General features: G+C 71.1%; 21 protein-coding genes and 1 riboswitch. Of the genes, 6 read left to right on the forward strand and 15 right to left on the reverse strand.

Going from position 1 to position 21,631, the window contains the following annotated elements:
• The first annotated feature begins 39 nt into the window (after positions 1–39).
• Positions 40–303 carry a hypothetical protein gene (locus ACFWW9_RS09295; protein WP_390373748.1) on the forward strand — a complete coding sequence of 88 codons (264 nt, stop codon included), beginning with the start codon at positions 40–42 and terminating at the stop codon, positions 301–303.
• A 9-nt stretch (positions 304–312) separates the two neighbouring features.
• Here ACFWW9_RS09295 and ACFWW9_RS09300 read toward each other — a convergent pair whose 3' ends face one another.
• Positions 313–1,929, reverse strand: a complete 1,617-nt coding sequence (locus ACFWW9_RS09300; protein ID WP_390373751.1) for an aromatic amino acid lyase — start codon at positions 1,927–1,929, stop codon at positions 313–315.
• Positions 1,930–2,300: 371 nt separating this feature from the next.
• Here ACFWW9_RS09300 and ACFWW9_RS09305 point away from each other — a divergent pair, with 371 nt between their 5' ends.
• The 4 genes from ACFWW9_RS09305 to ACFWW9_RS09320 all read left to right on the forward strand — a co-directional run bounded on the left by ACFWW9_RS09305 (position 2,301) and on the right by ACFWW9_RS09320 (position 6,152).
• Complete coding sequence (locus ACFWW9_RS09305) at positions 2,301–3,524, forward strand: metallophosphoesterase (protein WP_390373754.1); 1,224 nt, start codon at positions 2,301–2,303, stop codon at positions 3,522–3,524.
• A 138-nt stretch (positions 3,525–3,662) separates the two neighbouring features.
• Positions 3,663–4,829 carry a type III PLP-dependent enzyme gene (locus ACFWW9_RS09310; RefSeq protein WP_390373757.1) on the forward strand — a complete coding sequence of 389 codons (1,167 nt, stop codon included), beginning with the start codon at positions 3,663–3,665 and terminating at the stop codon, positions 4,827–4,829.
• A gap of 55 nt (positions 4,830–4,884) precedes the next feature.
• Positions 4,885–5,295 (forward strand): adenosylmethionine decarboxylase, encoded by a 411-nt coding sequence (speD, locus tag ACFWW9_RS09315; protein ID WP_315932321.1) that lies wholly within the window; start codon positions 4,885–4,887, stop codon positions 5,293–5,295.
• Between the two features lie 5 nt (positions 5,296–5,300).
• A complete protein-coding gene (locus ACFWW9_RS09320) occupies positions 5,301–6,152 on the forward strand; it encodes a spermidine synthase (RefSeq protein WP_390373859.1) in 852 nt (283 codons plus the stop codon).
• A 39-nt stretch (positions 6,153–6,191) separates the two neighbouring features.
• Here ACFWW9_RS09320 and ACFWW9_RS09325 read toward each other — a convergent pair whose 3' ends face one another.
• The 6 genes from ACFWW9_RS09325 to ACFWW9_RS09350 all read right to left on the reverse strand — a co-directional run bounded on the left by ACFWW9_RS09325 (position 6,192) and on the right by ACFWW9_RS09350 (position 13,505).
• On the reverse strand, positions 6,192–8,258 hold the full coding sequence (locus ACFWW9_RS09325) for a prolyl oligopeptidase family serine peptidase (protein WP_390373760.1): 2,067 nt from the start codon (positions 8,256–8,258) through the stop codon (positions 6,192–6,194).
• Positions 8,259–8,373: 115 nt separating this feature from the next.
• On the reverse strand, positions 8,374–9,735 hold the full coding sequence (locus ACFWW9_RS09330; RefSeq protein ID WP_390373762.1) for an ATP-binding protein: 1,362 nt from the start codon (positions 9,733–9,735) through the stop codon (positions 8,374–8,376).
• Positions 9,732–10,403: a response regulator transcription factor gene (locus ACFWW9_RS09335; protein ID WP_390373764.1), complete on the reverse strand. Its 672-nt coding sequence runs from the start codon at positions 10,401–10,403 to the stop codon at positions 9,732–9,734. Before ACFWW9_RS09335 ends, ACFWW9_RS09330 begins: the two co-directional genes overlap by 4 nt.
• On the reverse strand, positions 10,400–11,491 hold the full coding sequence (locus ACFWW9_RS09340; protein ID WP_390373766.1) for an agarase: 1,092 nt from the start codon (positions 11,489–11,491) through the stop codon (positions 10,400–10,402). The genes ACFWW9_RS09335 and ACFWW9_RS09340 overlap by 4 nt, the downstream gene beginning before the upstream one ends.
• The gene (locus tag ACFWW9_RS09345) at positions 11,488–12,264 is read right to left on the reverse strand and encodes a DUF1295 domain-containing protein (protein ID WP_390373768.1); all 777 of its coding nucleotides are present in this window, start codon (positions 12,262–12,264) and stop codon (positions 11,488–11,490) included. Before ACFWW9_RS09345 ends, ACFWW9_RS09340 begins: the two co-directional genes overlap by 4 nt.
• Entirely contained in the window at positions 12,261–13,505 is a 1,245-nt protein-coding gene (locus ACFWW9_RS09350) for a class I SAM-dependent methyltransferase (protein ID WP_390373770.1), read from the reverse strand. The genes ACFWW9_RS09345 and ACFWW9_RS09350 overlap by 4 nt, the downstream gene beginning before the upstream one ends.
• A gap of 172 nt (positions 13,506–13,677) precedes the next feature.
• Between ACFWW9_RS09350 and ACFWW9_RS09355 the strand changes: the two genes are divergently transcribed.
• Positions 13,678–14,325 (forward strand): hypothetical protein, encoded by a 648-nt coding sequence (locus ACFWW9_RS09355; RefSeq protein WP_390373772.1) that lies wholly within the window; start codon positions 13,678–13,680, stop codon positions 14,323–14,325.
• A gap of 153 nt (positions 14,326–14,478) precedes the next feature.
• On the opposite strand, the gene glyA is transcribed toward ACFWW9_RS09355, so the two are convergent.
• From glyA to ACFWW9_RS09395, 8 genes are all read right to left on the reverse strand, one after another.
• Entirely contained in the window at positions 14,479–15,744 is a 1,266-nt protein-coding gene (gene glyA / locus ACFWW9_RS09360) for a serine hydroxymethyltransferase (protein WP_390373775.1), read from the reverse strand.
• A 19-nt stretch (positions 15,745–15,763) separates the two neighbouring features.
• On the reverse strand, positions 15,764–16,864 hold the full coding sequence (gene gcvT, locus ACFWW9_RS09365) for a glycine cleavage system aminomethyltransferase GcvT (protein WP_390373777.1): 1,101 nt from the start codon (positions 16,862–16,864) through the stop codon (positions 15,764–15,766).
• Between the two features lie 212 nt (positions 16,865–17,076).
• Positions 17,077–17,164: riboswitch (glycine riboswitch) on the reverse strand.
• A gap of 68 nt (positions 17,165–17,232) precedes the next feature.
• Positions 17,233–17,535 carry a DUF3817 domain-containing protein gene (locus ACFWW9_RS09370; RefSeq protein ID WP_390373780.1) on the reverse strand — a complete coding sequence of 101 codons (303 nt, stop codon included), beginning with the start codon at positions 17,533–17,535 and terminating at the stop codon, positions 17,233–17,235.
• Positions 17,536–17,560: 25 nt separating this feature from the next.
• Positions 17,561–17,929 (reverse strand): hypothetical protein, encoded by a 369-nt coding sequence (locus tag ACFWW9_RS09375; protein WP_390373783.1) that lies wholly within the window; start codon positions 17,927–17,929, stop codon positions 17,561–17,563.
• A gap of 109 nt (positions 17,930–18,038) precedes the next feature.
• Complete coding sequence (locus ACFWW9_RS09380; protein ID WP_259623720.1) at positions 18,039–18,530, reverse strand: helix-turn-helix transcriptional regulator; 492 nt, start codon at positions 18,528–18,530, stop codon at positions 18,039–18,041.
• Between the two features lie 244 nt (positions 18,531–18,774).
• Positions 18,775–18,936: a hypothetical protein gene (locus ACFWW9_RS09385; protein ID WP_390373785.1), complete on the reverse strand. Its 162-nt coding sequence runs from the start codon at positions 18,934–18,936 to the stop codon at positions 18,775–18,777.
• Between the two features lie 401 nt (positions 18,937–19,337).
• A complete protein-coding gene (locus ACFWW9_RS09390) occupies positions 19,338–20,468 on the reverse strand; it encodes a CaiB/BaiF CoA transferase family protein (protein WP_390373788.1) in 1,131 nt (376 codons plus the stop codon).
• A 9-nt stretch (positions 20,469–20,477) separates the two neighbouring features.
• Positions 20,478–21,626 carry an acyl-CoA dehydrogenase family protein gene (locus ACFWW9_RS09395; RefSeq protein ID WP_390373790.1) on the reverse strand — a complete coding sequence of 383 codons (1,149 nt, stop codon included), beginning with the start codon at positions 21,624–21,626 and terminating at the stop codon, positions 20,478–20,480.
• Positions 21,627–21,631: the final 5 nt, after the last annotated feature.

Genomic DNA, 21,631 nt, shown 5'->3' on the forward strand with positions numbered 1-21,631 from the left:
GCCGGTGGCACAGCTCTCACCAGGTACGGTGGTGCCCTGATGAGCGAGGACGAAGAGCAGGAAGACGACTACTCGGAAGACGACGACGAGGGCTTCGACGACGATTTCGAAGAAGACCCGTCCGACCTGTTCGAGGTGACGCGCGAGGTGCGCACGGTCTGCCAGCTGTGCGGTGGCGCGGGGTTCGTGGCGAACCCGGTGCTGGCCGTCATCGGCGGCACGCCGAGGACCGTCGACAACGGCCGTTCCTGCCCCCACTGCGAGGGCGGACGCACCTTCACCGGGCTCATCCCGCCGGTCTGACCGGGCGGTCTACAGGAGCTTGCAGGACTTCCGCAGCTCGCCGCTCCGGATCAGGGCGACGACGGCGTGGATGTCGGCGTCCATCCGCCGGTCGACCTCGACCGTGGGCACGTGGTCGCGGATCAGGTCGAACGCGGGCCGGGTGGCGGGGCTCAGCAGCTCGGGCCCGCGCAGGTCGGCGGCCTGGCAGAGCGCGAGCAGGTGGATCGCGGCGACCTGCTCGGCCAGCTCGAGCACGGTCCTGGCGTCGCGGGCGGCGATCGTGCCCATGCTGACCTTGTCCTGGTTGTGCGCCTCGGTCGACCGGGAGAACGCGCTCGCCGGGTTGGTCAGCTTCAGCGCCTCGGCGGTCAGCGAGGACGCGGCGATCTGCATCCCCTTGAACCCGTGGTGCAGGCCCGCCTGCCAGTCGTCGGCGGCGAACGGCCGCGCGAGGTTCGCGGGCAGCCCGTTGTTGAACTTCTCGTCCACGACGAGCGCGAGCTGGCGGTCGAGCAGGTCCGCCACGTTCGCCACGGCGAGCTTCAGGCCGTCCATCGCCTGGCCGATGTGACCGCCGTAGAAGTTGCCGCCACTGCGCACCGCGCTGTCCGCGCTGTCGAACAGCGGGTTGTCGTTGGTCGAGTTGATCTCGACCGTGACCCATTTCTCGGCCCATTCCACGAGATCCCTCAACACGCCCGTGACAGCGGGCGCGCAGCGCAGTGAATAACGATCCTGCACCGCGTGGTCGAGGTGGTGGAAGCCCGCTCCCGACGGCATCGGATCGGACGTCAGGACTTCTCCGTAGGACCGCGAAAGGCCCGATCCGTCCAACAGCACGCGGATGTTGTCCGCACTCGTGAGTTGTCCGGGATGCGGTTTCTGCTCGTGGATGAAACGGTGGTAATGACCTTGGTTGCCGAGCAGCACCTGCGCGCCGAGCGCGGTGCACAGGTCCGCGATGGCCGCCAGTTCCTTGGCCGCCTCGATGGCCAGTGCGGCGAACGCGGACATGAACGAGGTGCCGTTGATGAGCGCCAAGCCCTCCTTGGCCTCCAGCACGAACGGCTCCAGCCCGCACGCCGCGAGCGCCTCCACCGCGGCCAGGTCTCGGCCGAGGTACCGGACGGTCCCCTCGCCGATGACGGCGCTCGCGACGTAGCAGAGCGGGACGAGGTCGCCGCTCGCGCCGACCGATCCGCGCTCCGGGATGATGGGCAGGACGTCGTGCTCCAGCAGCGCCAACAGGCGCGCGACCAGCGCGGGACGGACTCCGGAGTGGCCTCGGGCCAGGCAGTTCGCCCGGATCAGCAGGGTGGCTCGCACGACCTCGGGACTGCTGTCCGGGCCGGTGCCGTTGAGGTGGTAGCGGACGAGGTTGCGCTGGAGCTCGGCGGTCTTGGCCGCGGAGATCTGGCGTGTGCTGCTGTCGCCGAACCCGGTCGTCACCCCGTAGAGGGGGAGGCCGAGGTCGATCAGCCGGAGCTTGAGGCCGTGGGAGCTTTCCATGCGTTCGAGTGCTTCGGGGTCGACGTCCACCCGCGGCCGCACGGGGCGCCGCACGACGTCCGCGACCTCGCGCGGCGTCAGGTCGTGACCGTTCAGGAAAATGGAGTTCCGCACGTCGTCGAAGGTCGAGGTCATCTCGTCGCCTCTTTCCAGCCGCATATCCCCAACGGAGGTTCCCCTCAGCAGGAAAAAAGGAAACCCCCACTTAGTTGCCCGACTTTCCCCTTTCCACGTCGCCGCGAAAGTGCGGTAATCACACCGTTGTGCTTCCTCGTGGGTCGCAAGCGGTTTCACTGGTGCTGCGGGGAGCGTGACAGCGGTCCCGATAACCTGTCAATACTTGATTCCACGAGGGTGGGACAAGGAATATCCCGGTCACCTTCCGCATTTTCACCGGTCTGCGGCACCGCGGAACGGGTCGCGGGGCGCACCGGTCGGTCCACCGCCCGTGACACGACAACCCGAATGGCCGATCACGGGGCCCGACACCGGACAAACACCCGAACGTGGACACTGACCGGGTGATCTTCCTGCTGCTGCTCGGCGTTCCGTGCGGGCTCGCCCACCTCTACCTGTGGAAGCGGCTCGTCCGCGACACCACGACGACCCCCCGCGGTCGTCGACTCGGCACGGCGGCGATCGCGGCCATGTTCGTGGTCCTGCTCGCCGGTCTGGTGGGCGGCAGGCTGCTCGGCACGACGCTCGGGAGCGTCCTGGCCTGGCCCGGCTACCTGTGGCTGGCGATGACGCTCTACCTCACGCTGCTGCTGGCCGTGCTGGAGGTGCCCAGGGCGGTGCTCAACCGCCTCTGGCGGCGCGCGCAGGTCCCCGCGCCGGTCACCGTGCCCGCCGAGCCCGACGCCGCGCCCGTGGAGGAGCCGCCCGCCGGGCCCGTGGACACGAGCAGGCGGCTGTTCATCGCCCGCTCGCTGGCGGTGGCGGGCGGGCTCGCCGCGACCGGCGTCGTCGGCTACGGCGCGACGCAGGCGCTGGGTGGACCGGTGGTCAAGCGGGTGCCGATCACGCTCGGCAAGCTCTCCCCCGCGCTCAACGGGTTCCGCATCGCCGTCGTCAGCGACATCCACCTCGGCCCGCTGCTCGGCCGGAGCCACACCGAGCGCATCGTGACCACCATCAACGGCCTGGACGCCGACCTCGTCGCCATCGTCGGCGACCTGGTGGACGGGTCCGTGGAGGAGCTGGGCGAGGCCGCCGCCCCGCTGCGCGACCTCGTCAGCCGGAACGGCAGCTTCTTCGTCACCGGCAACCACGAGTACTACTCCGGCTTCCAGACCTGGCTGACCGAGCTGAGCAGGCTCGGCGTGCACCCGCTGCGCAACGAGCGGCTCACCATCGCCCGCGGCGGGGCCTCGTTCGACCTCGCGGGCGTCAACGACGTGACCGGCAAGGCACAGGGCGACGGCCCGGACATGGAGCGGGCGCTCGCGGGCCGCGACACGTCCACGCCCGTCGTGATGCTCGCCCACCAGCCCGTGCAGGCCGTCCAGGCAGCGAAGCTCGGCGTCGACCTCCAGCTGTCCGGGCACACGCACGGCGGCCAGATGTGGCCGTTCAACTACGCCGTGACGCTCCAGCAGCCGGTGGTCTCGGGGCTGGCCGAGGTCGACGGGATGCCGGTCTACGTCAGCAACGGAGCCGGTTTCTGGGGACCGCCGGTCCGCGTCGGAGCGCCGCCGGACGTCACCGTCGTGGAACTCCGCACAGCCTGATCGATCACATTGACGAGATCCGGTTCCCCGTTTTCCGCCAACACCACCTAGAGTGGACGGCCGTGCCCGAACACGGTGTGATGGGAGATCCCTGGCGGAATGACTAAGAGCGTTGCCACACCGGCGGTCGAACCGCCGATGCCGCGTCCCGTTGGATCCGGGCGCGAGGAGGCACAAGCTCGCATCCGCCGTTTCCTGGATCTTGAGCAACCGGCCACACCCTGCTTGGTCATCGACCTGGAGACCGTGCGCGAGCGCTACACCGCGATCTCGGCGGCCCTGCCGGGCGTCGGCGTCTTCTACGCCGTGAAGGCGAACCCGGAACCCGAGGTGGTCGGCCTGCTGGCCGCCGAGGGCAGTTCGTTCGACGTGGCCAGCCCCGCCGAGATCGACCTGTGCCTGGCGCAGGGCGCTCCGGCCGAGCGGATCTCCTACAGCAACCCGATCAAGAAGGCCGCCGACGTCGCCTACGCCTTCGGGCGCGGCGTGCGGCTGTTCGTGTCGGACAGCGAGCAGGACGTCCGGGCGATCGCCGAGCACGCGCCGGGGTCGGCCGTGCTGCTGCGGATCTTCGTGTCGGCGAACAAGTCGACCTACCCGTTCGGCAAGAAGTTCGGCTGCGACCCGGAGATGGCCACCGACCTGCTCAGGTTGGCGTCCCGACTGGGTTTGCGGGCACTGGGTGTCGCGTTCCACGCCGGGTCCCAGCAACTGGACCCGCACGGGTGGGACAGCGCCATCGCCGACGCGGGCGCGATCACCGCGAAGCTGCGGGCCGAGGGCCTGGAGCTGTCCACGGTCAACCTCGGCGGCGGCCTGCCGTCGGCGTACCTGGAGGAACCGCCGCCGCTGGCGGACTTCGCCGAGGCCATCACGGCCGCGATCGGCAGGCACTTCGGCGACCACGCGCCCGCCGTGATGATCGAACCCGGCCGCGCGGTCGTCGCCGAGTCCGGCGTGATCCGCTCGGAAGTCGTTCTGGTGTCGCGGAAGTCGTACTCCGACGAACGGCGGTGGGTCTACCTCGACATCGGCCGCTACGGTGGATTGGCGGAGACCGAGGGCGAGGCCATCGCGTACCCGCTGCGCACCGCGAAGGACGACGGGCAGCGCGGCCCGGTCGTGCTCGCCGGCCCCACCTGCGACGCGGACGACGTGCTGTACCAACGCGTCCGCTACGACCTGCCCCTCGACCTGCGGGCGGGCGACCACGTCGACCTGCTCGGCGCGGGCGCCTACACGTCCAGCTACTCCTCGGTGGCCTTCAACGGTTTCGGCCCGCTGGCCACCTACTGCGTGCGGTGAGCACGCCCCCGGATGTCCACAATTTCAGTACCACTGAAGATGTTTGGAGTGATTGATGTCCGAAGTTCCGTGCGAGACGGAGCCGGTCGGCTTGTTCGCAGGACAGCACGTGCTCGCCGAGTTGGAGGGCGTGAGCCCCGAGATCCTCGACGACGAGAAGTTCCTGCGACACGCGCTCGGTGAGGCTCTCACCCAGGCGAATGCCACGGTGCTGGAGGTGATCTCCAAGCAGTTCGACCCGCAAGGAGTCACCGTGCTGGCCCTGCTTTCGGAGTCGCACGCGTCCATCCACACCTACCCGGAGGTCGGATCGGTGTTCGTGGACGTGTTCACCTGCGGTACGAAGGCGAAACCCGCGCTTGCGGTGCAGTTGCTCGCCGAGGCGCTCGGCGCCGCGTCGACACGGACGGACATGATCAGCCGGGGCAACCGCGTCCCGGCTCTCGTTGGTGAGGAAAAAGCGTGACCACGATCGACAACAGCATCCGTGAACCCCTGGGTGACGGACTGACCCGTCTGTGGAACGTCGAGGACGTCGTCGTCGACACCAAGACCGAGTTCCAGCACCTGGTGATCGCCGACACGGCGCAGGGTCGTTCCCTGTTCTGCGACGACGACCGCCAGAGCACCGAGTTCAGCCAGCTGACCTACCACGAGGCGCTGATGGTCCCGGCGCTGCTGCTCGCGGACACCGTCGACCGCGTGCTGGTCATCGGCTCCAGCGAGGGCGTCGTCTGCCAGATGGCCGTCCAGGCGGGCGCGACCGTCGTCGACCACATCGACATCGACTCGCAGGCCGTGAAGCTGTGCGCGGAGCACCTGCCGTACGGCTACACGACGTCCGAGCTGGCCGAGGCCGAAGAGGGCAACGGCAAGGTGCGGGTCAAGTACATCGACGGGTGGGAGTACATCCGCACCACGTCGGAGAAGTACGACATCGTGCTGGTCGACCTCCCCGACGAGCGCGAGGAGGAGGCGCAGCACAACCGCCTGTACGGCGAGGAGTTCCTGCGCATGTGCAAGGCGCTGCTCACGCCCGGCGGCGTGGTCGTCACCCAGGCCGGGTGCCAGACCATGTGGCGCAACAAGACGCTGATCCGCTCGTTCCAGCGGTTCAACGACGTGTTCGACACGATCGTCTACTACGGCTCGGACGAGCACGAGTGGGCGTACCTGTTCGGTCGCGCGGACGTGGTCGAGGACCCGACCGCGCTGATGGCCGAGCGGCTGCTCACCTCCGGCTACCAGCCGGAGACGATCGACGACCTGGCGCTGCTGTCCGGCTCCATCCCGCCGTTCACCGTGCGGCAGTCCCTGGCGTAGCACCGTGGGGGGAGCCGGTCGCCCGGCTCCCCCTTCCGGTCAGGCCAGCGACTTCTTCAGGAAGTCCACCTGGAGCAGCAGCAGGTTCTCGGCGACCTGCTCCTGCGGGGTCATGTGCGTGACGCCGGAGAGCGGCAGCACGGTGTGCGCGCGGCCCGCCGCCAGCAACGCCGAGGACAGCCGCAACGTGTGCGCCGCCACGACGTTGTCGTCGGCCAGCCCGTGGATGATCATCAGCGGCCGCTCCAGCTTGGCCGCGTCGGCGAGCAGCGAGTTGGTCTCGTAGACCTCGGGCCGCTCGTCCGGGTGGCCGAGGTACCGCTCGGTGTAGTGCGTGTCGTAGAGCGCCCAGTCCGTGACGGGCGCGCCCGCGATGCCCGCGTGGAACACGTCCGGCCTGCGCAGCACGGCGAGCGCCGACAGGTAGCCGCCGTAGGACCAGCCCCGGATCGCCACCCGTGACAGGTCGAGGTCGCCGTTGCGGGCCGCCACGGCGTGCAGCGCGTCGACCTGGTCCTCCAGCGTCGAGCCCGCGAAGTCGAACGCGATCTCCCGCTCCCACACCGGTCCACGCCCCGGCGTGCCGCGGCCGTCGGCGACGAGGACGGCGAAACCCTGGTCCGCCAACCACTGCGGGGCGAGGTAGGCGTTGCGCGCCGACACCACGCGCTGCGCGTGCGGGCCGCCGTACGGGTCGAGCAGCACCGGCAGCTTCGCTGAGCCCGGCACGTGGCCGGTCGGGAACAGCAGCGCCACGCGCAGGTCCCGCTCCCCCACCGTCAGCAGCTCGACCTCCGGCGTCAGCACCGGCGTCTCGGCGAACGAACCGATCTCGTGGCCCGCCACGGTCACCTTCGCGCCGAACCAGTCGAGGCTCGTGGACGCCAGCAGCAGGACCTCACCGCCGCGCACGGCGTGGTGCACACCGTCCACAGTGGACAACCGTTCGACGCCCTCGGCGGTCACGCGGTACACGTGCGTCTGCGTCGGGTCGTCCTCGGACGCGGACACCAGCACGTCGGAGTCCCGCACGTCGAGCACCGCGCGCACCTGGAAGCCGTCCGGCGTCCACTCGTCGTCGCCGACCACGAGCCGGTTCGCGCCGTCGCGCACGGCGATCCGCACGAGCCTGCCGTCCGGCGTCCACACCGGCACGCCCGGCATGATCTCGACCCACCGCGGGTCGGTGTCGGTGTGCGCGACCTCCGTGGCGCCGGTCGCGGTGTCCACGGTCAGCACCAGCGCGGTCCGCTGGTCCCTGGTCTGCACCAGCAGCAGCGGCGGGCCACCGGCCGACCAGTGCGCCGACGCCAGGTACGGGTACGCGTCGCGGTCCCACTCCACGTCGACCTTCGCGCCGTCCACGCCCAGCACGGACAGGCTCACGACGGCGTTCGCGGTGCCCGCCGCCGGGTAGGCGATCTCGGCCGCGGGCGTCGCCGGGTTCGCCGGGTCGGCGATGTGCCAGCGCGGCACCGGCGAGTTGTCCACCCGCGCGGCCAGCACGGCCGTGCCGTCCGGCGCGAACCAGTAGCCGCGGAACCGGCTCATCTCCTCGGCCGCGATGAACTCGGCCAGGCCCCACGTCACCTCGGGGTCGTCGTCGTGGCCCAGCACGACGTCCGCACCGCTCGCCAGGTCCAGGACGTGCAGGTCGCCGTCCGCCGCGTACGCGACGCGCGCCCCGGTCGGATCGAGCCGCGGGTCGATCACCGAGCCCGCGGCGGGCAGCTCCCGCACGTCGCGCGTCGCCAGGTCGGCCAGGAACAGCCTGCCGGACAACGCGAACACGGCCTGGCGCGCGGCCGAGTCGACGGCGTAGCCGACGATGCCCGCCCCGGACTCCCGGCTGCGCTCGCGCCGCGCGCGTTCCTGCGGCGAGAGGTCCTCGGGGTCGGTCAGCAGCACCGCCGGGTCGGCGACCAGCGCCTCGGTCCCGGTGGCCGGGTCGAGGGCCCAGAGCCCGTTCGCCCGGCTCGTGGCCGAGGCGACGCGCAGGAAGAGCACGTGTGACCCGTCGGGTGCGACGGTGAAGGTCCTCGGAGCCCCGAGGGTGAACCGCTGGGTGCGCGCGTGTTGGCGCGGGAAGGAGGTTTCGTTGCCCACAGGTCCACCCTAGTTGCTCCCACCTGCGCGTTGAGGCGACTCCGACGTGGCCTTGAGGACCGTCGCGACGGGGACTCCGGGCGGCGACCGGAGCCATGCCCGCCGGGGCGGGGTCTCACAGGGTGAACCCGATCTCGGCCCCTCCACCTGGCCGGGATCGGGCGAACACCGCGCCGCCGTGGGTCGTGGCGACCTCGTGGACGATCGCGAGCCCCAGCCCCGAGCCGGGCAGCGAGCGGGCGGCCGTGGAGCGGTAGAAGCGGTCGAAGATCCGGGCGGTGTCCTCCGGCGCGAGGCCGGGGCCGCGGTCGAGGACGCGGAAGCCTGTGGGGCGCAGGACGAGGTCGACCGGGCCGTCCGGGGCGAACTTGAGGGCGTTGTCGACCAGGTTCGCCAACGCCCGTTCCAGGCCCCGCGCGCGGCCCGTGACGACGCCCTCGGCGTCCACGCCGACCTCGCGGCCGCTGCGCCGCCGGGCTCGGGTGGCCACGCGGTCGGCGAGGTCGCGCAGGTCGACCGCGCCGTACTCCTCGTCGACCCGCCGCTCCGAGGAGAACTCCATCAGCTCGGCCACGAGGTGCGACAGCTCGCGCGTCTCGCCGTCGAGGTCCTCGATGAGCTGCCCGCGCGACTCCGGCGACAGCTCGTCCATCCGCTTGAGCACGGACACGTTGGTGCGCAGGCTGGTCAACGGCGTGCGCAGCTCGTGGTTCGCGTCCTGCACCAGCCGCCGCTGGTCCTCGCGGGCCGCGGCGAGCCGCACCAGCACGGTGTCGAACGCGGCCCCCAGCCTGGCCACCTCGTCGGCGCCGCCGGTCGCCAGCAGGACGTCCAGCCGACCGCCCGCGGCGACCTCCTCCGCGGTCTCGGCCAGCCGCTCCAGCCCACGGGTGAGCCGCCGCGCCGCGAACCGCCCGGCCAGCACGGCCAGCAGCAGCACCACGGCCGCCGCGCCTCCCAGCCACAGCGCCAGCGCGCCGAAAGGGTCCCGGTCCTCGATGATCGGCCGCGCGATCTGCACCGCGCCCCGAGCCCCGCCGAACGACATCGTGACCAGCCGCATCTTCTCGCCGCCGACGGTGAGGAGGCGTTCGGACCGCTCGCCCGCCGCGACCTCGCGCGCCAACTCCTGGTCGGTGGCGTAGACGGGGAGCGCCGCGTGGCCCGCCTCGGCCTCGTAGACCGTCCCGTTGCCGCGCAGGACCTGGGTGACGACGTCCGGCGAGGTGAGCAGCGCCGACCCGGCCGTGCCGTCCTTCCCGAACGTGGTGTGGTCCCGCTCGCCGCTCTGGACGTAGACCCTCGTGAGGTCCACGAGGCCGTAGAACGTCTGCTCCGCGGCGCTGTCGAGCTTCCGCTTGTCGGCCGCGCTGTCGAGCAGGGCGGCCCCCACGCCGTAGCCGACCACCGCGGTCGTGACGACGACCGCGGCCGCGAGGACCGCGAACGCCCGCTCGACCCCGCGCCGCGCCCTCACGGTTCGCGCACCGTGTAGCCGACACCGCGCACGGTGTGGATCAGCGACGGCTTGCCCACCTTGCGCCGCAGGTAGCCGACGTAGACGGCGAGGTTCTTCGAGTCGACGCCGAAGTCGTAGCCCCAGATCCGGTCGTAGATCGTGCCGTGGTCCAGGACGATCCCGGCGTTGCGCACCAGCAGTTCCAGCAGGTCGAACTCGGTCTTGGACAGCTCGACGGCCGTGTCGCCGCGCCACACCCGCCGGGCGGCCGGGTCGACGCGCAGGTCGGCCACCCGCAGCACCCGGTTCTCCTCGGGCGGCTCCACGCGCCGCAGCAACGCCCGCAGCCGGGCCAGCAGCTCGTCCAGCTCGAACGGCTTCACCAGGTAGTCGTCCGCGCCCGCGTCCAGCCCCTCCACCCGGTCCGAGGTCTCCGACCGGGCCGTCAGCAGCAGGATCGGCGTTCGATAGCCGCCCGCGCGCAGCAGGCGGCACACGTCCAAGCCGTCCACGCCGGGCATCATCACGTCGACCACCGCCGCGTCCACCCCGGACCGGCGCACCTCGTTCAGCGCCTGGACGCCGTTGGGCACCGGGATGACCCGGTACCCCTCCAGTTCCATCGCCCGCACCAGGGACTCGCGGATCGCCCGGTCGTCGTCGGCCAGCAGCACCGTGCTCGTCACCCGACGGAGTCTGGCGCGTCCCGGTGAGAGGCGGGTAAGAACGCGGCGAGCAGTCGGGCGTTGGTCTCGGTCACGACGTCCACGAGGTCGCGGTACGGCTCGTCCCACGGGTCCTTCAGGCCGAAGCCGCGGTGCGGGTTCTCGACCCAGCCGCACCAGTGCCAGCCCAGGCACCACGGGCGGGCGGCGAAGTTCTCGGCCACCATCGCGTACCCCACCCCGCGTTCGGCCTGGTCACGTGCCGAGCCGGTGCGGTCCGGACTCATCGTGGTAGGGCACCAGTTGCCGGTGTCGGCGATCAGCACCGGACGGCCCGTGCGCTCGTGCCAACCGTCGATCCGGTCCGTGACGGCGTCCAGCGCCGCCCGGTCGAGGCCGGGGAACGTCTGCACGGACAGGACGTCCACGTGCGGGGCCATCGCGTCCAGCACCACGTCCGGGACGCCCGCGACGGTGCCGTAGCGGTCGCCGAGGACCAGGTGGTGCGGGTCGTGGCGGCGGATCGCCTCGGCCGCGACCCGGTAGTACGCCCCGGCGATCTCGGCCAGTTCCGCCTCCGGGTAGCCGCCGCCCGCGGGGTGGCCGCTCCACGCCGGACCGTCGACGAGGAAGTAGCCGAGCAGGTTCGGGTCGTCCGGGCGGCACGTGGTGCGCGCGAGGTGGTCGCACCACTGCGCGAACGCCGGGTCGCGCGGGTCGCGGAACGCGGGGTGCCCGTTCCAGCGCTCGATCTCGGCCACCCGCAGCGACAGCGTGTACGGCACGCCCGCGCTCGCTAGGTCGTCGCCGCTCAGCCCCTCGGAGTGGCCGATGTCGACCCGCCGACCGTGCACCGCCAGGCCGGTCCCGCTGACGTACTCCGACGTCCACCCGATCGTGGTGAACCCCCACGAGCGCAGGTCCGGGACGAGCCCCTCGGCGATCCACCTCCGGCGCGACGAGCCGTAGCGGTCGGCGAAGACCGCGCTGTTGTGCGGGTAGCGCAGGTTCGTGTCGTCGGCGTGCACGACGCCGATGGACAGGAACGGGTCCCCGTCAGGGGTCCGCAGCCGCCACCGGTCGTCGCGCCCGACGTCGAAAACCCTCAAGCCGTCTTCTTCGGCGGCCACGGCACGAAGCCGCTGGTCCGGTTCACGTAGTCGACGTACCCCGGCCTGCGCTTGGCCATGTCCTTCTCCAGCAGCGGTTTGCCGGTGCCCTTGGCGAGGGTGAAGGTCATCGCGATCGGGGCCACGACCGTGAGCAGGCCGATCCAGTGGTGGGCGGCGAACAGGAACAGGCCCCACCACACGACCGCGTCGCCGAAGTAGTTCGGGTGGCGGGTGTAGCGCCACAGGCCGCGGTCCATGACCTGGCCCTTGCTGGCCGGGTCGTTGCGGAACCGCGTCAACTGCCAGTCGCCGACCGTCTCGAAGACGAACCCGACCACCCACACCAGCACGGCGAGGTAGTCCAGCACGCCCAGCGCGGCCGTCTCGTACGACGCGGCCTGCACCGGCAGCGACACCAGCACCATGACCACGGCCTGCGTGACGTACACGCGGTACATGCCCAGGACGCCGCGGCGCTTGAGGATCGCGACGTACCTCGGGTCCTCGTCCTTGCCGTGGTTGCGCAGGTGGATGTGCGCGCCGAGGCGCACGCCCCACACGACCGTCAGCAGCGCCACCAGCAGGCCGCGCGGCGTCGGGCCCGCGATCAGCAGCGTGACGACGGAGATGATCGCGAAGCCGACGCCCCAGAACACGTCGATCACGTCGTAGCGGCCGCGCGCCTTGGCGGCGGTGAACAGCGCCGACACGAGCACCAGCACGAAGACGGCGGTGAGCAGGACGTTCAGGCCGAAGGCTCCGGCGTTCACCGCACCACCCAGTCGCGGATCCTCGGCATACCGCTGGTCCCGTTCACGCTCGGCCGCACCGCGAGGATCTGGTCCACGCCCATCCGCCCCTCCTCGAAGGTCAGCGCCCCACCGGCCAGGTAGAGGCGCCACACCCGCGCCTGGCCCTCGCCGACCAGCGCGACGACCTCGTCCCACCGCTCTTCCAGCGTCGCGGCCCAGGCGCGCACGGTCCAAACGTAGTGCTCCCGCAGCGCTTCCACATCACGGATCTCCAGCCCGGCGCGCTCGAGGTGGCCGACCGTCGCGCTGACCGGCCGCATGTGCATGTCCGGGGCCACGTAGGACTCGATGAACGCGCCGCCGCCGGGGGCGTTCGCGCCGCGGGACATCTGCTGGAGCAGGAGCCTGCCCTCGGGCTTGAGCAGCCGGTGCAGGGTGGAGGCGTACTCGGGGTAGTTCTCCTCGCCGACGTGCTCGCCCATCTCGATCGTGGAGATGGCGTCGAACGGCTCGTCGTCGATCTCCCGGTAGTCCTGGAGCTTGACGGTCACCAGGTCTTCCAGTCCCTCGTCGGCGACGCGCTTCTTGATGTGCGCGTGCTGCTGGCGGGAGATGGTGACGCCGGTGGTCGACGCGCCGAAGTGCTTCGCGGCGTGGATGATCATCGAACCCCAGCCGCAGCCGACGTCGAGCATCCTCATGCCCTCGCGCAGGCCGAGCTTGCGGCACACGAGGTCCAGCTTGTCGCGCTGCGCGTCGGCGACGGTGTACTCGGGGCTGTCCGACGTCCAGTAGCCGCTGGAGTACGCCATGCTCGGGTCGAGCACGAGCTGGTAGAAGTCGTTGCTCAGGTCGTAGTGGTGCGCGATGGCCGCCCGGTCGCGGCCGCGGGTGTGCCGCGTGCCGGACAGCCGGGCCTCCTCGCCGGGGGCGGCGGGCCGCGGGCCGAGCGCGCCGAGCCGCAGCGCGACCCGCGCCGCGCCGAGCACGTCCGCGGGCTTGGGCTTGCCGACGCGCAGCGCGCCCGCGCGGGCCAGCTCCCAGAACCGGGCGAGGCCGTCGGTCAGGTCGCCCTCCACGTCCAGCTCGCCCGCCACGTACGCGCGGGCGAGGCCCAGCTCGTTCGGGTTCCACACCAGGCGGCGCAGCGCGCGCTTGGACCGGATGACCGCCACCGGGCCGGACGTCGGCCCCGCGCTGCTCCCGTCCCACGCCCTCAGCCCGATCGGCAGTGCCGTTCCGAGCACCTTCTCGACCACCGAGGCAAGCTGACCTGCCACTCCACCGGTACCGACCACCACGAGCCTCCTGAGCCAAGACGGGTAGCTGTAGTTCGTCTCCAGATTGTTTTCGGTTCGGTTCTGAACCGCTCACGCGGACCGGCCGTATTGCTCCAGTGAAGCGAATGAACGGACGAGGAGGAGTTGAGAAGTGATCCGACGTAACCGCATCGCCATCGCCGTTGCAGGCGGCATGGCAACCGTGCTCGCCCTGGTCATGTGGAGCACCAACGCCGTTGGCGTTCAGGGCACCAACGTGGCTCAGACCGGTTCCGCGGTGGAGGCAGCTGCCGCGCCGGGTGACTACGGCTACGACACCCCGGCCACCAGCAGCGAGGCTGTGGCTCCCGCCGCGGGCGCCCAGACGAGCGCCGCCCAGACCCCCGCCGCCCCCGCCGTGTCGAACATCCGACTGGTCGCCAAGACCGTCGACAAGATGGGCGACGTCGTGCAGGACGGCGACGGCCGCACGCTGTACCGCTTCGACAAGGACACCCCCAAGCCGCCGGCGTCCAACTGCAACGACAAGTGCGCCGAGACCTGGCCGCCGGTCGAGGTCGCCGCGGGTTCCACCCCGCAGCTCGAAGGCGTCGACCCGGCCCTCGTCGGCACGATCGTCCGCGCCGACGGCAAGACCCAGGTCACCCTGGCGGGCTGGGCGCTGTACACGTACTCCAAGGACCCGGGCCCCGGCAAGTGGGCGGGCCAGGGCGTTGGCGGCACGTGGTTCGTCATCCAGCCGGATGGCAAGCGCAACGTCCAGTGCCTGCCGCCGGGCGTGACGGCCCCCGCCGCGTAGTGCGAAACCACTGGTAGACCAGTGAAGCCCGGCCCCGGGGAAGGGGCCGGGCTTCACTGGTCACCCGATTGTCTTGCCGCTCATTCGCTTCGCGGTGAGAAACGAGAACGGCCCCCGCACCGCGGGGGCCGTTCTCGTGTGCCGGGACCGGGATCAGAGGTCCGAGTACAGCGGGTGCTTGGCGGCCAGGACCTCGGCGCGCGTGCGGAGTTCGGTGAAGTCCGGCTCGGCCTGGAGGGCGGCGACGATGATGTCGGCGACCTCGGTGAAGTCGGCCGCGCCGAAGCCGCGGGTGGCGAGGGCGGGGGTGCCGATGCGCAGGCCGGACGTGACCATCGGGGGGCGGGGGTCGTTCGGGACCGCGTTGCGGTTGACCGTGATGCCGACCTGGTGGAGGCGGTCCTCGGCCTGCTTGCCGTCCAGCTCCGACGCGACCAGGTCGACGAGGACCAGGTGGACGTCGGTGCCGCCGGTGAGGACCTTGATGCCCGCCGCGGCGGCGTCGGGCTGGAGCAGGCGGTCGGCGAGGATCTTCGCGCCCTCGACCGTGCGGCGCTGGCGGTCGGCGAACTCCGGGCTCGCCGCGTGCTTGAACGCCACGGCCTTGCCCGCGATCACGTGCTCCAGCGGGCCGCCCTGCTGGCCGGGGAACACCGCGGAGTTGATCTTCTTCGCGATGTCGGCGTCGTTGGACAGGATCACGCCGCCGCGCGGACCGCCGAGGGTCTTGTGCGTGGTGGTCGTGGTCACGTGGGCGTGCGGCACCGGGCTCGGGTGCAGGCCCGCGGCGACGAGGCCGGCGAAGTGGGCCATGTCCACCATCAGGAACGCGCCGACGGAGTCCGCGATGCGGCGGAACTCGGCGAAGTCCAGCTGGCGCGGGTAGGCGGACCAGCCCGCGACGATCAGCTTCGGCTGGTGCTCCACGGCGAGGCGCTCGACCTCGGCCATGTCGACCAGACCGTCCGAATCGGACACGTGGTACGGCACCACGTTGTACAGCTTGCCGGAGAAGTTGATCCGCATGCCGTGGGTCAGGTGGCCGCCGTGCGCCAGGTCGAGGCCGAGGATCGTGTCGCCGGTGTTGAGCAGCGCGAACATCGCGGCGGCGTTGGCCTGCGCGCCGGAGTGCGGCTGCACGTTCGCGAAGCCCGCGCCGAACAGCTCCTTGATCCGCGAGATCGCGAGGCGCTCGATGACGTCGACGTGCTCGCAGCCGCCGTAGTAGCGGCGGCCGGGGTAGCCCTCCGCGTACTTGTTGGTGAGCACCGAGCCCTGCGCCTGGAGCACCGAGACCGGCGTGAAGTTCTCCGACGCGATCATCTCCAGCGTGTTCTGCTGGCGGGCGAGCTCGGCGGCGACGGCGTCGGCCACCTCGGGGTCGAACTCCGCGAGGGAGGTGGTGAAGTGGTCGGACATGTGATCTCCCTTGACCGGATCAGTTGGCGCGCTTGTAGAACGGCAGTGCGACGACCTCGACGGGCTCCTGCCTGCCTCGGACGTCGACCGCCAGCTTGGTGCCGGGCTCGGCGCTGGACTTGGCCACGTACGCCATCGCCACCGAGTACCCGAGCGTCGGGGACAGCGCCCCGCTGGTGATCTCGCCGACCGCGGCGCCGTCCGCGTCGAGCACGGTGTACCCGTGCCTCGGCGCCCGGCGGCCCGCGGCCTTGAGCCCCACCAGCGTGGTGTCCACACCGGACTCCGCGACCTTCGCCAGCGCGTCGCGGCCGACGAAGTCGCCCGGCTTGTCGAGCTTGACGACCCGGCCGAGGTTCGCGTGGTACGGGGTGTGCGCGGTGTCGAGTTCGTTGCCGTACAACGGCATCCCGGCTTCCAGGCGCAGCGTGTCGCGGCAGCCGAGCCCGGCGGGCTTGAGCCCGTGGTCCTTGCCCGCCTCCAGCAGCGCCGCCCAGACGGCGGGGGCGTCGGCGGGGGCCACGAACAGCTCGAAGCCGTCCTCGCCCGTGTAGCCCGTCCTGGCCAGCAGCACCGGCGTGCCCGCGACCTCGGTCGGGTACGACGCGTAGTACTTCACCGTCGCCAGGTCGGTCGGCGTCAGGCCCGCCACGATCGCGGTGGAGTTGGGGCCCTGCACGGCGAGCAGCGCGTAGTCCGTCGACCTGTCCACGACGGTGGTGTCGAAGTCCTTCGCCCGCTCGACGAGCTCGCCGAACACCAGCTCGGCGTTGGAGGCGTTCGCCACGACGAGGTACTCGAGTTCACCCAGTCGGTACACGATCAGGTCGTCCAGCACCCCGCCGTCGGCCCGGGTGATCATCGTGTAGCGGGCGCGGCCGACGCCGATCGCGGAGCTGTGGCCCACCAGCGCGTAGTCCAGCGCGGCGCCGGCCTCGGGGCCCTCCAGCACGATCTCGCCCATGTGCGTCAGGTCGAACAGGCCGGCCGTCGTGCGGACCGCGTGGTGCTCGACCAGCTCGCTGTCGTAGCGCAGCGGCATCCGCCAGCCCGCGAAGTCGGTGAACATGGCGCCCAGCGCCTCGTGCTCGGCGTGCAGCGGCGTCCGACGGCTTTCCATCTGGGTGGATCCTCCCTGGTGGGCATGCTCAACGGCCGACTCCGCCGCGTGGGCGTCGAGTCGACCGGCGGCGGGCAGTGGGAACACGGTCATCGGCGAGACTCCTCCTGTGAGCGAGCCTCCCCCTCTGTCATGAGCCTGAGAGCTTCGTCGCGCGAGCGCGACTTGCACCGTGGGCGAGGCGCGCGGGTGCGCCTGCTTTTCAGAGTTGCCTGCGTCGCGCGGTACCTGTGCCTGAGAGATTCCGGGGAGGAGTTGCTCCTTCGGCGCCCCTCGCGGGGACTCTTCCGCGCGCCATCGACGGCCGTGTTCAGTTGATGTGCCCAGACGCTATTCGCAGGCCGTGCCGCAGGTCAACAGGGGTCGCCTCACAGTGGGACGCCCTCGCGGACGCGCTCGACCACCTTGCGCTCCGCGTAGAACGACAGGAACGGGATCGTGCCCGCGAGCAGCACCAGGATCGTGCCCTTCATCGACCACCGGGACTTGAGCCCGAGGTCGACCGCGACGACCAGGTAGATGGCGTAGAGGAAGCCGTGGACCGGGCCGACGACCTTGACCATGCCGGGGGCGTCGCCGACGTACTTCAACAGCATCGCCACGACCAGCAGGAGCAGGCCGACACCGACCACGTAGGCCATGAACCTGAACCGGTTCAACGCACCGCTCATCGCCCGTCCGACCGCCTTCGCTCCGCTACCGCGAGTCCCGCGCGTTCAGGTCGGCGAGGTAGCGGTTGTAGACCGCCAGCTCGTCGTCCTCGTCCACGACGGGAGCACTGACGGCGTCAACGGTAACGACAGGCGTGGGCGCGTCCACGGGCGGCTCGGTTTTCGGGGCCTCCGCCCCGCGCTGCGCGTCGAGCCTGCGGATGCGCCAGACCATGAAGGCCGGGAAGAGTCCGAACAGCGGCCACTGCAACACGTAGCCGAGGTTCTGGAAGGTCCCCGCGGCGGACTCGAACCTCGTCCACTGCCACCACGCGAGACCGCAACAACCCACCAGCGTGACCACGCAGAGGAGCGCGATGGACACGCGCTGGGGGGTGATCGGGCCGCCGGACACCAGTCAAAGCTAGCACCGGCGGTACCGCGGTTGGAGGTCCAGGGCCGGGTGACCCAAGGGTTGGGGCTCCGCCTCGGAGCCCACTCCCGTTTCCGGACCGCCGACCGTCCTAGGCGACGCCGTCCCGGCGCTGCCGCTGAAGACGCGCGACGCACCACGCCGCCGCGCTGCCCCGACGCAGGTGCTGGAGCACCGTCATCGGACCGAGTCGACGACCGAGGTCGGCGGGCAGGAGCCCGGCCACCCGGTAGTCCAGAGCGCGCTGGTCCAACGGGCTGATGCCCGCGTCCCACCACTGCTCAGCCTCGGCGAGGTCGCCCACGAGCTGCCAGTAGCTCGCCGCCGCCTCCAGGAGGACCTCGGGCACCTCGGGCGCCCTCCTCCGCATAGCCGCCACGTACGCGGGGCTGGCCGACTCGACCCGCACCACGCCTCGTGGTCCACCGTTCGCCCGCTGGCTGGGGATCCCCGGCGACGCGCTGGGTGGTGCCTCCGCCAGCCAGGCGTTCTTGATCCGGTTCACCTCCTGCATCTCAGCGTCGTCCGACCGCTCCGCCGCCCACTGCCTAAGCAGTTCGTCGACTCCGGAGTCCTCGACCATTTATGCCTCCCTGGGGTCGAAGATCAGCCAATGCAGCGCACCGTATTCAACGGTTTGGGCAACCGCTAGACCCTTGTTTGTCAGTAACCCCGTTACCAGGGTGTTATAGCCCCTATTCCACCCATAAGGCTCAACGGCGCGGGGGCCGTGTCACCGTGGGTGACGGGTCTGACACGGCTGTCGCGGCCCCCGTGGCGGCGGGCCGCGACACCCGGCGAAGCGGGACGAACCGGGCGCGGAGCTACTAGCCGAAGAGGCTCCGGACGAACGTGATGATGGATTCCGCGCCCTGGCGCAGCCAGGCGAGCACCTGCGACACCGCGTCCGCGGACTCAACCGGGCGGGTGATCAGGAGGAACAGCACCAGCGCGACCGCCGCCAGCACGACCACCTTCTTCGTGTTCACGTCAAGCCACTCCGTCCGCTCAGGTACGTGCCGGCGGACCCCCGGTGACGACCGGGTGCACGCCGCGTCACCCGACATGGTCCCCCATTCACCCGGATGATGAACGTCGAACACGCCTCCTGCCCCCGTCCGGACCCAAGATCCGCCGCCTGATGGCGTCAAGCGACCCTCCAGCATCACCCGAATGGCCGCTCAAGGTCCCGCTTCGCCGGGACGATGACCTGGGTACGGGCGTCTCGCCCGACAATCCCCAGCCAGCGCACCGAGGTACTCGCGAACCATCAGCACACCCCGAGGGTCCCGCCGCTCACCCGAGCGCTGCTCGGCGAGCACGCTGCGTGACAACCGCGATCTAATGCCGTGACACTTTCCCGGCGCGTATTTCGCTGCCCTTTTAATGATCAGCCAATAACTCCGGACCGACTCAGTTCCGTAATCTCAGCTTCTGGGACACGGAGCTCCTCGAGCACTTCGATCGTGTGTTTTCCGGCCCGCACGGGCGGCTCGGGATGGCCCGCGGGCGTCCGGTCGAACCGCGGGGCCGGAGCGGGCAGCGCCGTCCCGTCCACGTCGATGAACGTGCCGCGCGCGACGTTGTGCGGGTGCGAGGGCGCCTCGCCGGGTTCGAGCACCGGCGCGAGGCACGCGTCCGTGCCCGCCGCGAGGTCCGCCCACTCGTCCCTGGTCTTCGTCGCGACCGCCGCCCCGATGAGTTCCCGCAGCTCAGGCCAGTTCGCCGGGTCGTGCCGGTTCGGCAGGTCGGTCAGGCCCAGCAGCGCGGCCAGCTCGGCGAAGAACTTCTCCTCCAGCGCCCCGAGCGCCACGTACCGGCCGTCGGCGGCCTGGTAGACGTCGTAGAACGGCGCGCCGCCGTCCAGCAGGTTCGTGCCGCGCTCGCCCTTCTCGCCGCCCGCCGCGCGCATCCCGTGCAGGAACGTGGTGAGCAGCGCCGCACCCTCGACCATCGAGGCGTCGACGACCTGCCCGCGCCCGGACCGCTCGCGCTCGTACAGCGCGGCCAGCACGCCCATGGCCAGCAGCAGTCCACCGCCGCCGAAGTCGCCGAGCAGGTTCAGCGGCACGGTCGGCGCCTCACCGGCCCGTCCGATGGGCTCCAACGCGCCCGCGACGGCGATGTAGTTGATGTCGTGGCCCGCGCGGTCGGCCAGCGGCCCGTCCTGGCCCCAGCCCGTCATCCGGCCGTAGACCAGCCGCGGGTTGCGGGCCAGGCACTGGGCGGGCCCGATGCCCAGCCGCTCGGTCACGCCGGGCCGGAAGCCCTCGATCAGCACGTCCGCGTGGTCGACCAGGCGCAGCACCAGCCCGGCCCCCTCGGGCGTGCGGATGTCGATGCCGACCGACCGCCTGCCGCGGCCCAGCGGGTCGCCGGGCACCGCGCCGGGGTCGCCGCCGATCCGGTCCACCCGGACGACGTCCGCGCCGAGGTCGGCCAGCACCATCGCCCCGAACGGCGCGGGCGCGAGCCCGGCCAGCTCCACGACCCTCAGCCCGGCCAGTGGTCCCTGCTTCACGACTGCCTCCTACAGGGATCGGGCGATGATTTCCTTCATGATCTCGTTCGTGCCGCCGTAGATCTTCTGCACCCGCGCGTCCGCCCAGGCCCGCGCGATCGGGTACTCCGTCATGTACCCGTAGCCGCCGAAGAGCTGCACGCACTCGTCCACGACCCGGCAGAGCCGCTCGGTGGACCACCACTTGGCCATCGCGGCCGTCGGGATGTCGAGCTGCCCCTCCAGGTGCCGCTGGACGCAGTCGTCGACGAACGACCTGGTCACGGCCGCCTCGGTGGCGCACTCGGCGAGGGTGAACCGGGTGTTCTGGAACTTGATCAGCTCCCGGCCGAACGCCGTGCGGTCCTTCACGTACTCCAGCGTCATCGCCACGGCGGCCTCGATGCCCGCGATGGACGCCACCGCGATGATCAGCCGCTCCTGCGGGAGCTGGTTCATCAGCTGGACGAACCCCTGCCCCTCCGCGCCGCCGAGCAGGTTGGCCGCGGGGACGCGCACGTCGTCGAAGAACAGCTCCGCGGTGTCCTGGCCCTTCATCCCGACCTTGTCGAGCACCCGCCCGCGCCGGAACCCCGGCGCCTGGTCCGTCTCCACGACCACGAGCGACGTGCCCGCCGCGCCCTCGGCCGGGTCGGTCTTGACGACCACGACGACGAGGTCGGCCTGGCTGCCGTTGGTGATGAACGTCTTCGAGCCGTTCACCACGTACTCGTCGCCGTCGCGGATCGCCTTGGTCTTGATGCCCTGGAGGTCCGACCCGGCGCCGGGCTCGGACATCGCGATGGCCCCGACGTACTCGCCGCTCGCGAGCTTCGGCAGCCACCGGAGCTTCTGCTCCTCCGTGCCGTAGGCGACGAGGTAGGGGGCCACGATGCCGCTGTGCACGCTGTTGCCCCACGCGCTGTCCCCGGCGCGCGCCTGCTCCTCGATCAGCACGGCCTCGTGGGCGAACGTCCCGCCGCCACCGCCGTACTCCTCGGGGATGGACAGGCAGAGCAGCCCGACCTCGCCCGCCTTGGTCCACAGCTCGCGGTCGACGTGCTTCTGCTCGGCCCAGCGCTCCTGGTGCGGGGTCACCTCCTTGGCCATGAAGGTGCGGGCCAGCTCGCGCAGCTGGTCGAGGTCCTCGGTCATCCAGGCGGAACGGCGCTTCGGCATACCGC

Source organism: Umezawaea sp. NPDC059074 (assembly GCF_042738955.1).
GTDB lineage: Bacteria > Actinomycetota > Actinomycetes > Mycobacteriales > Pseudonocardiaceae > Umezawaea.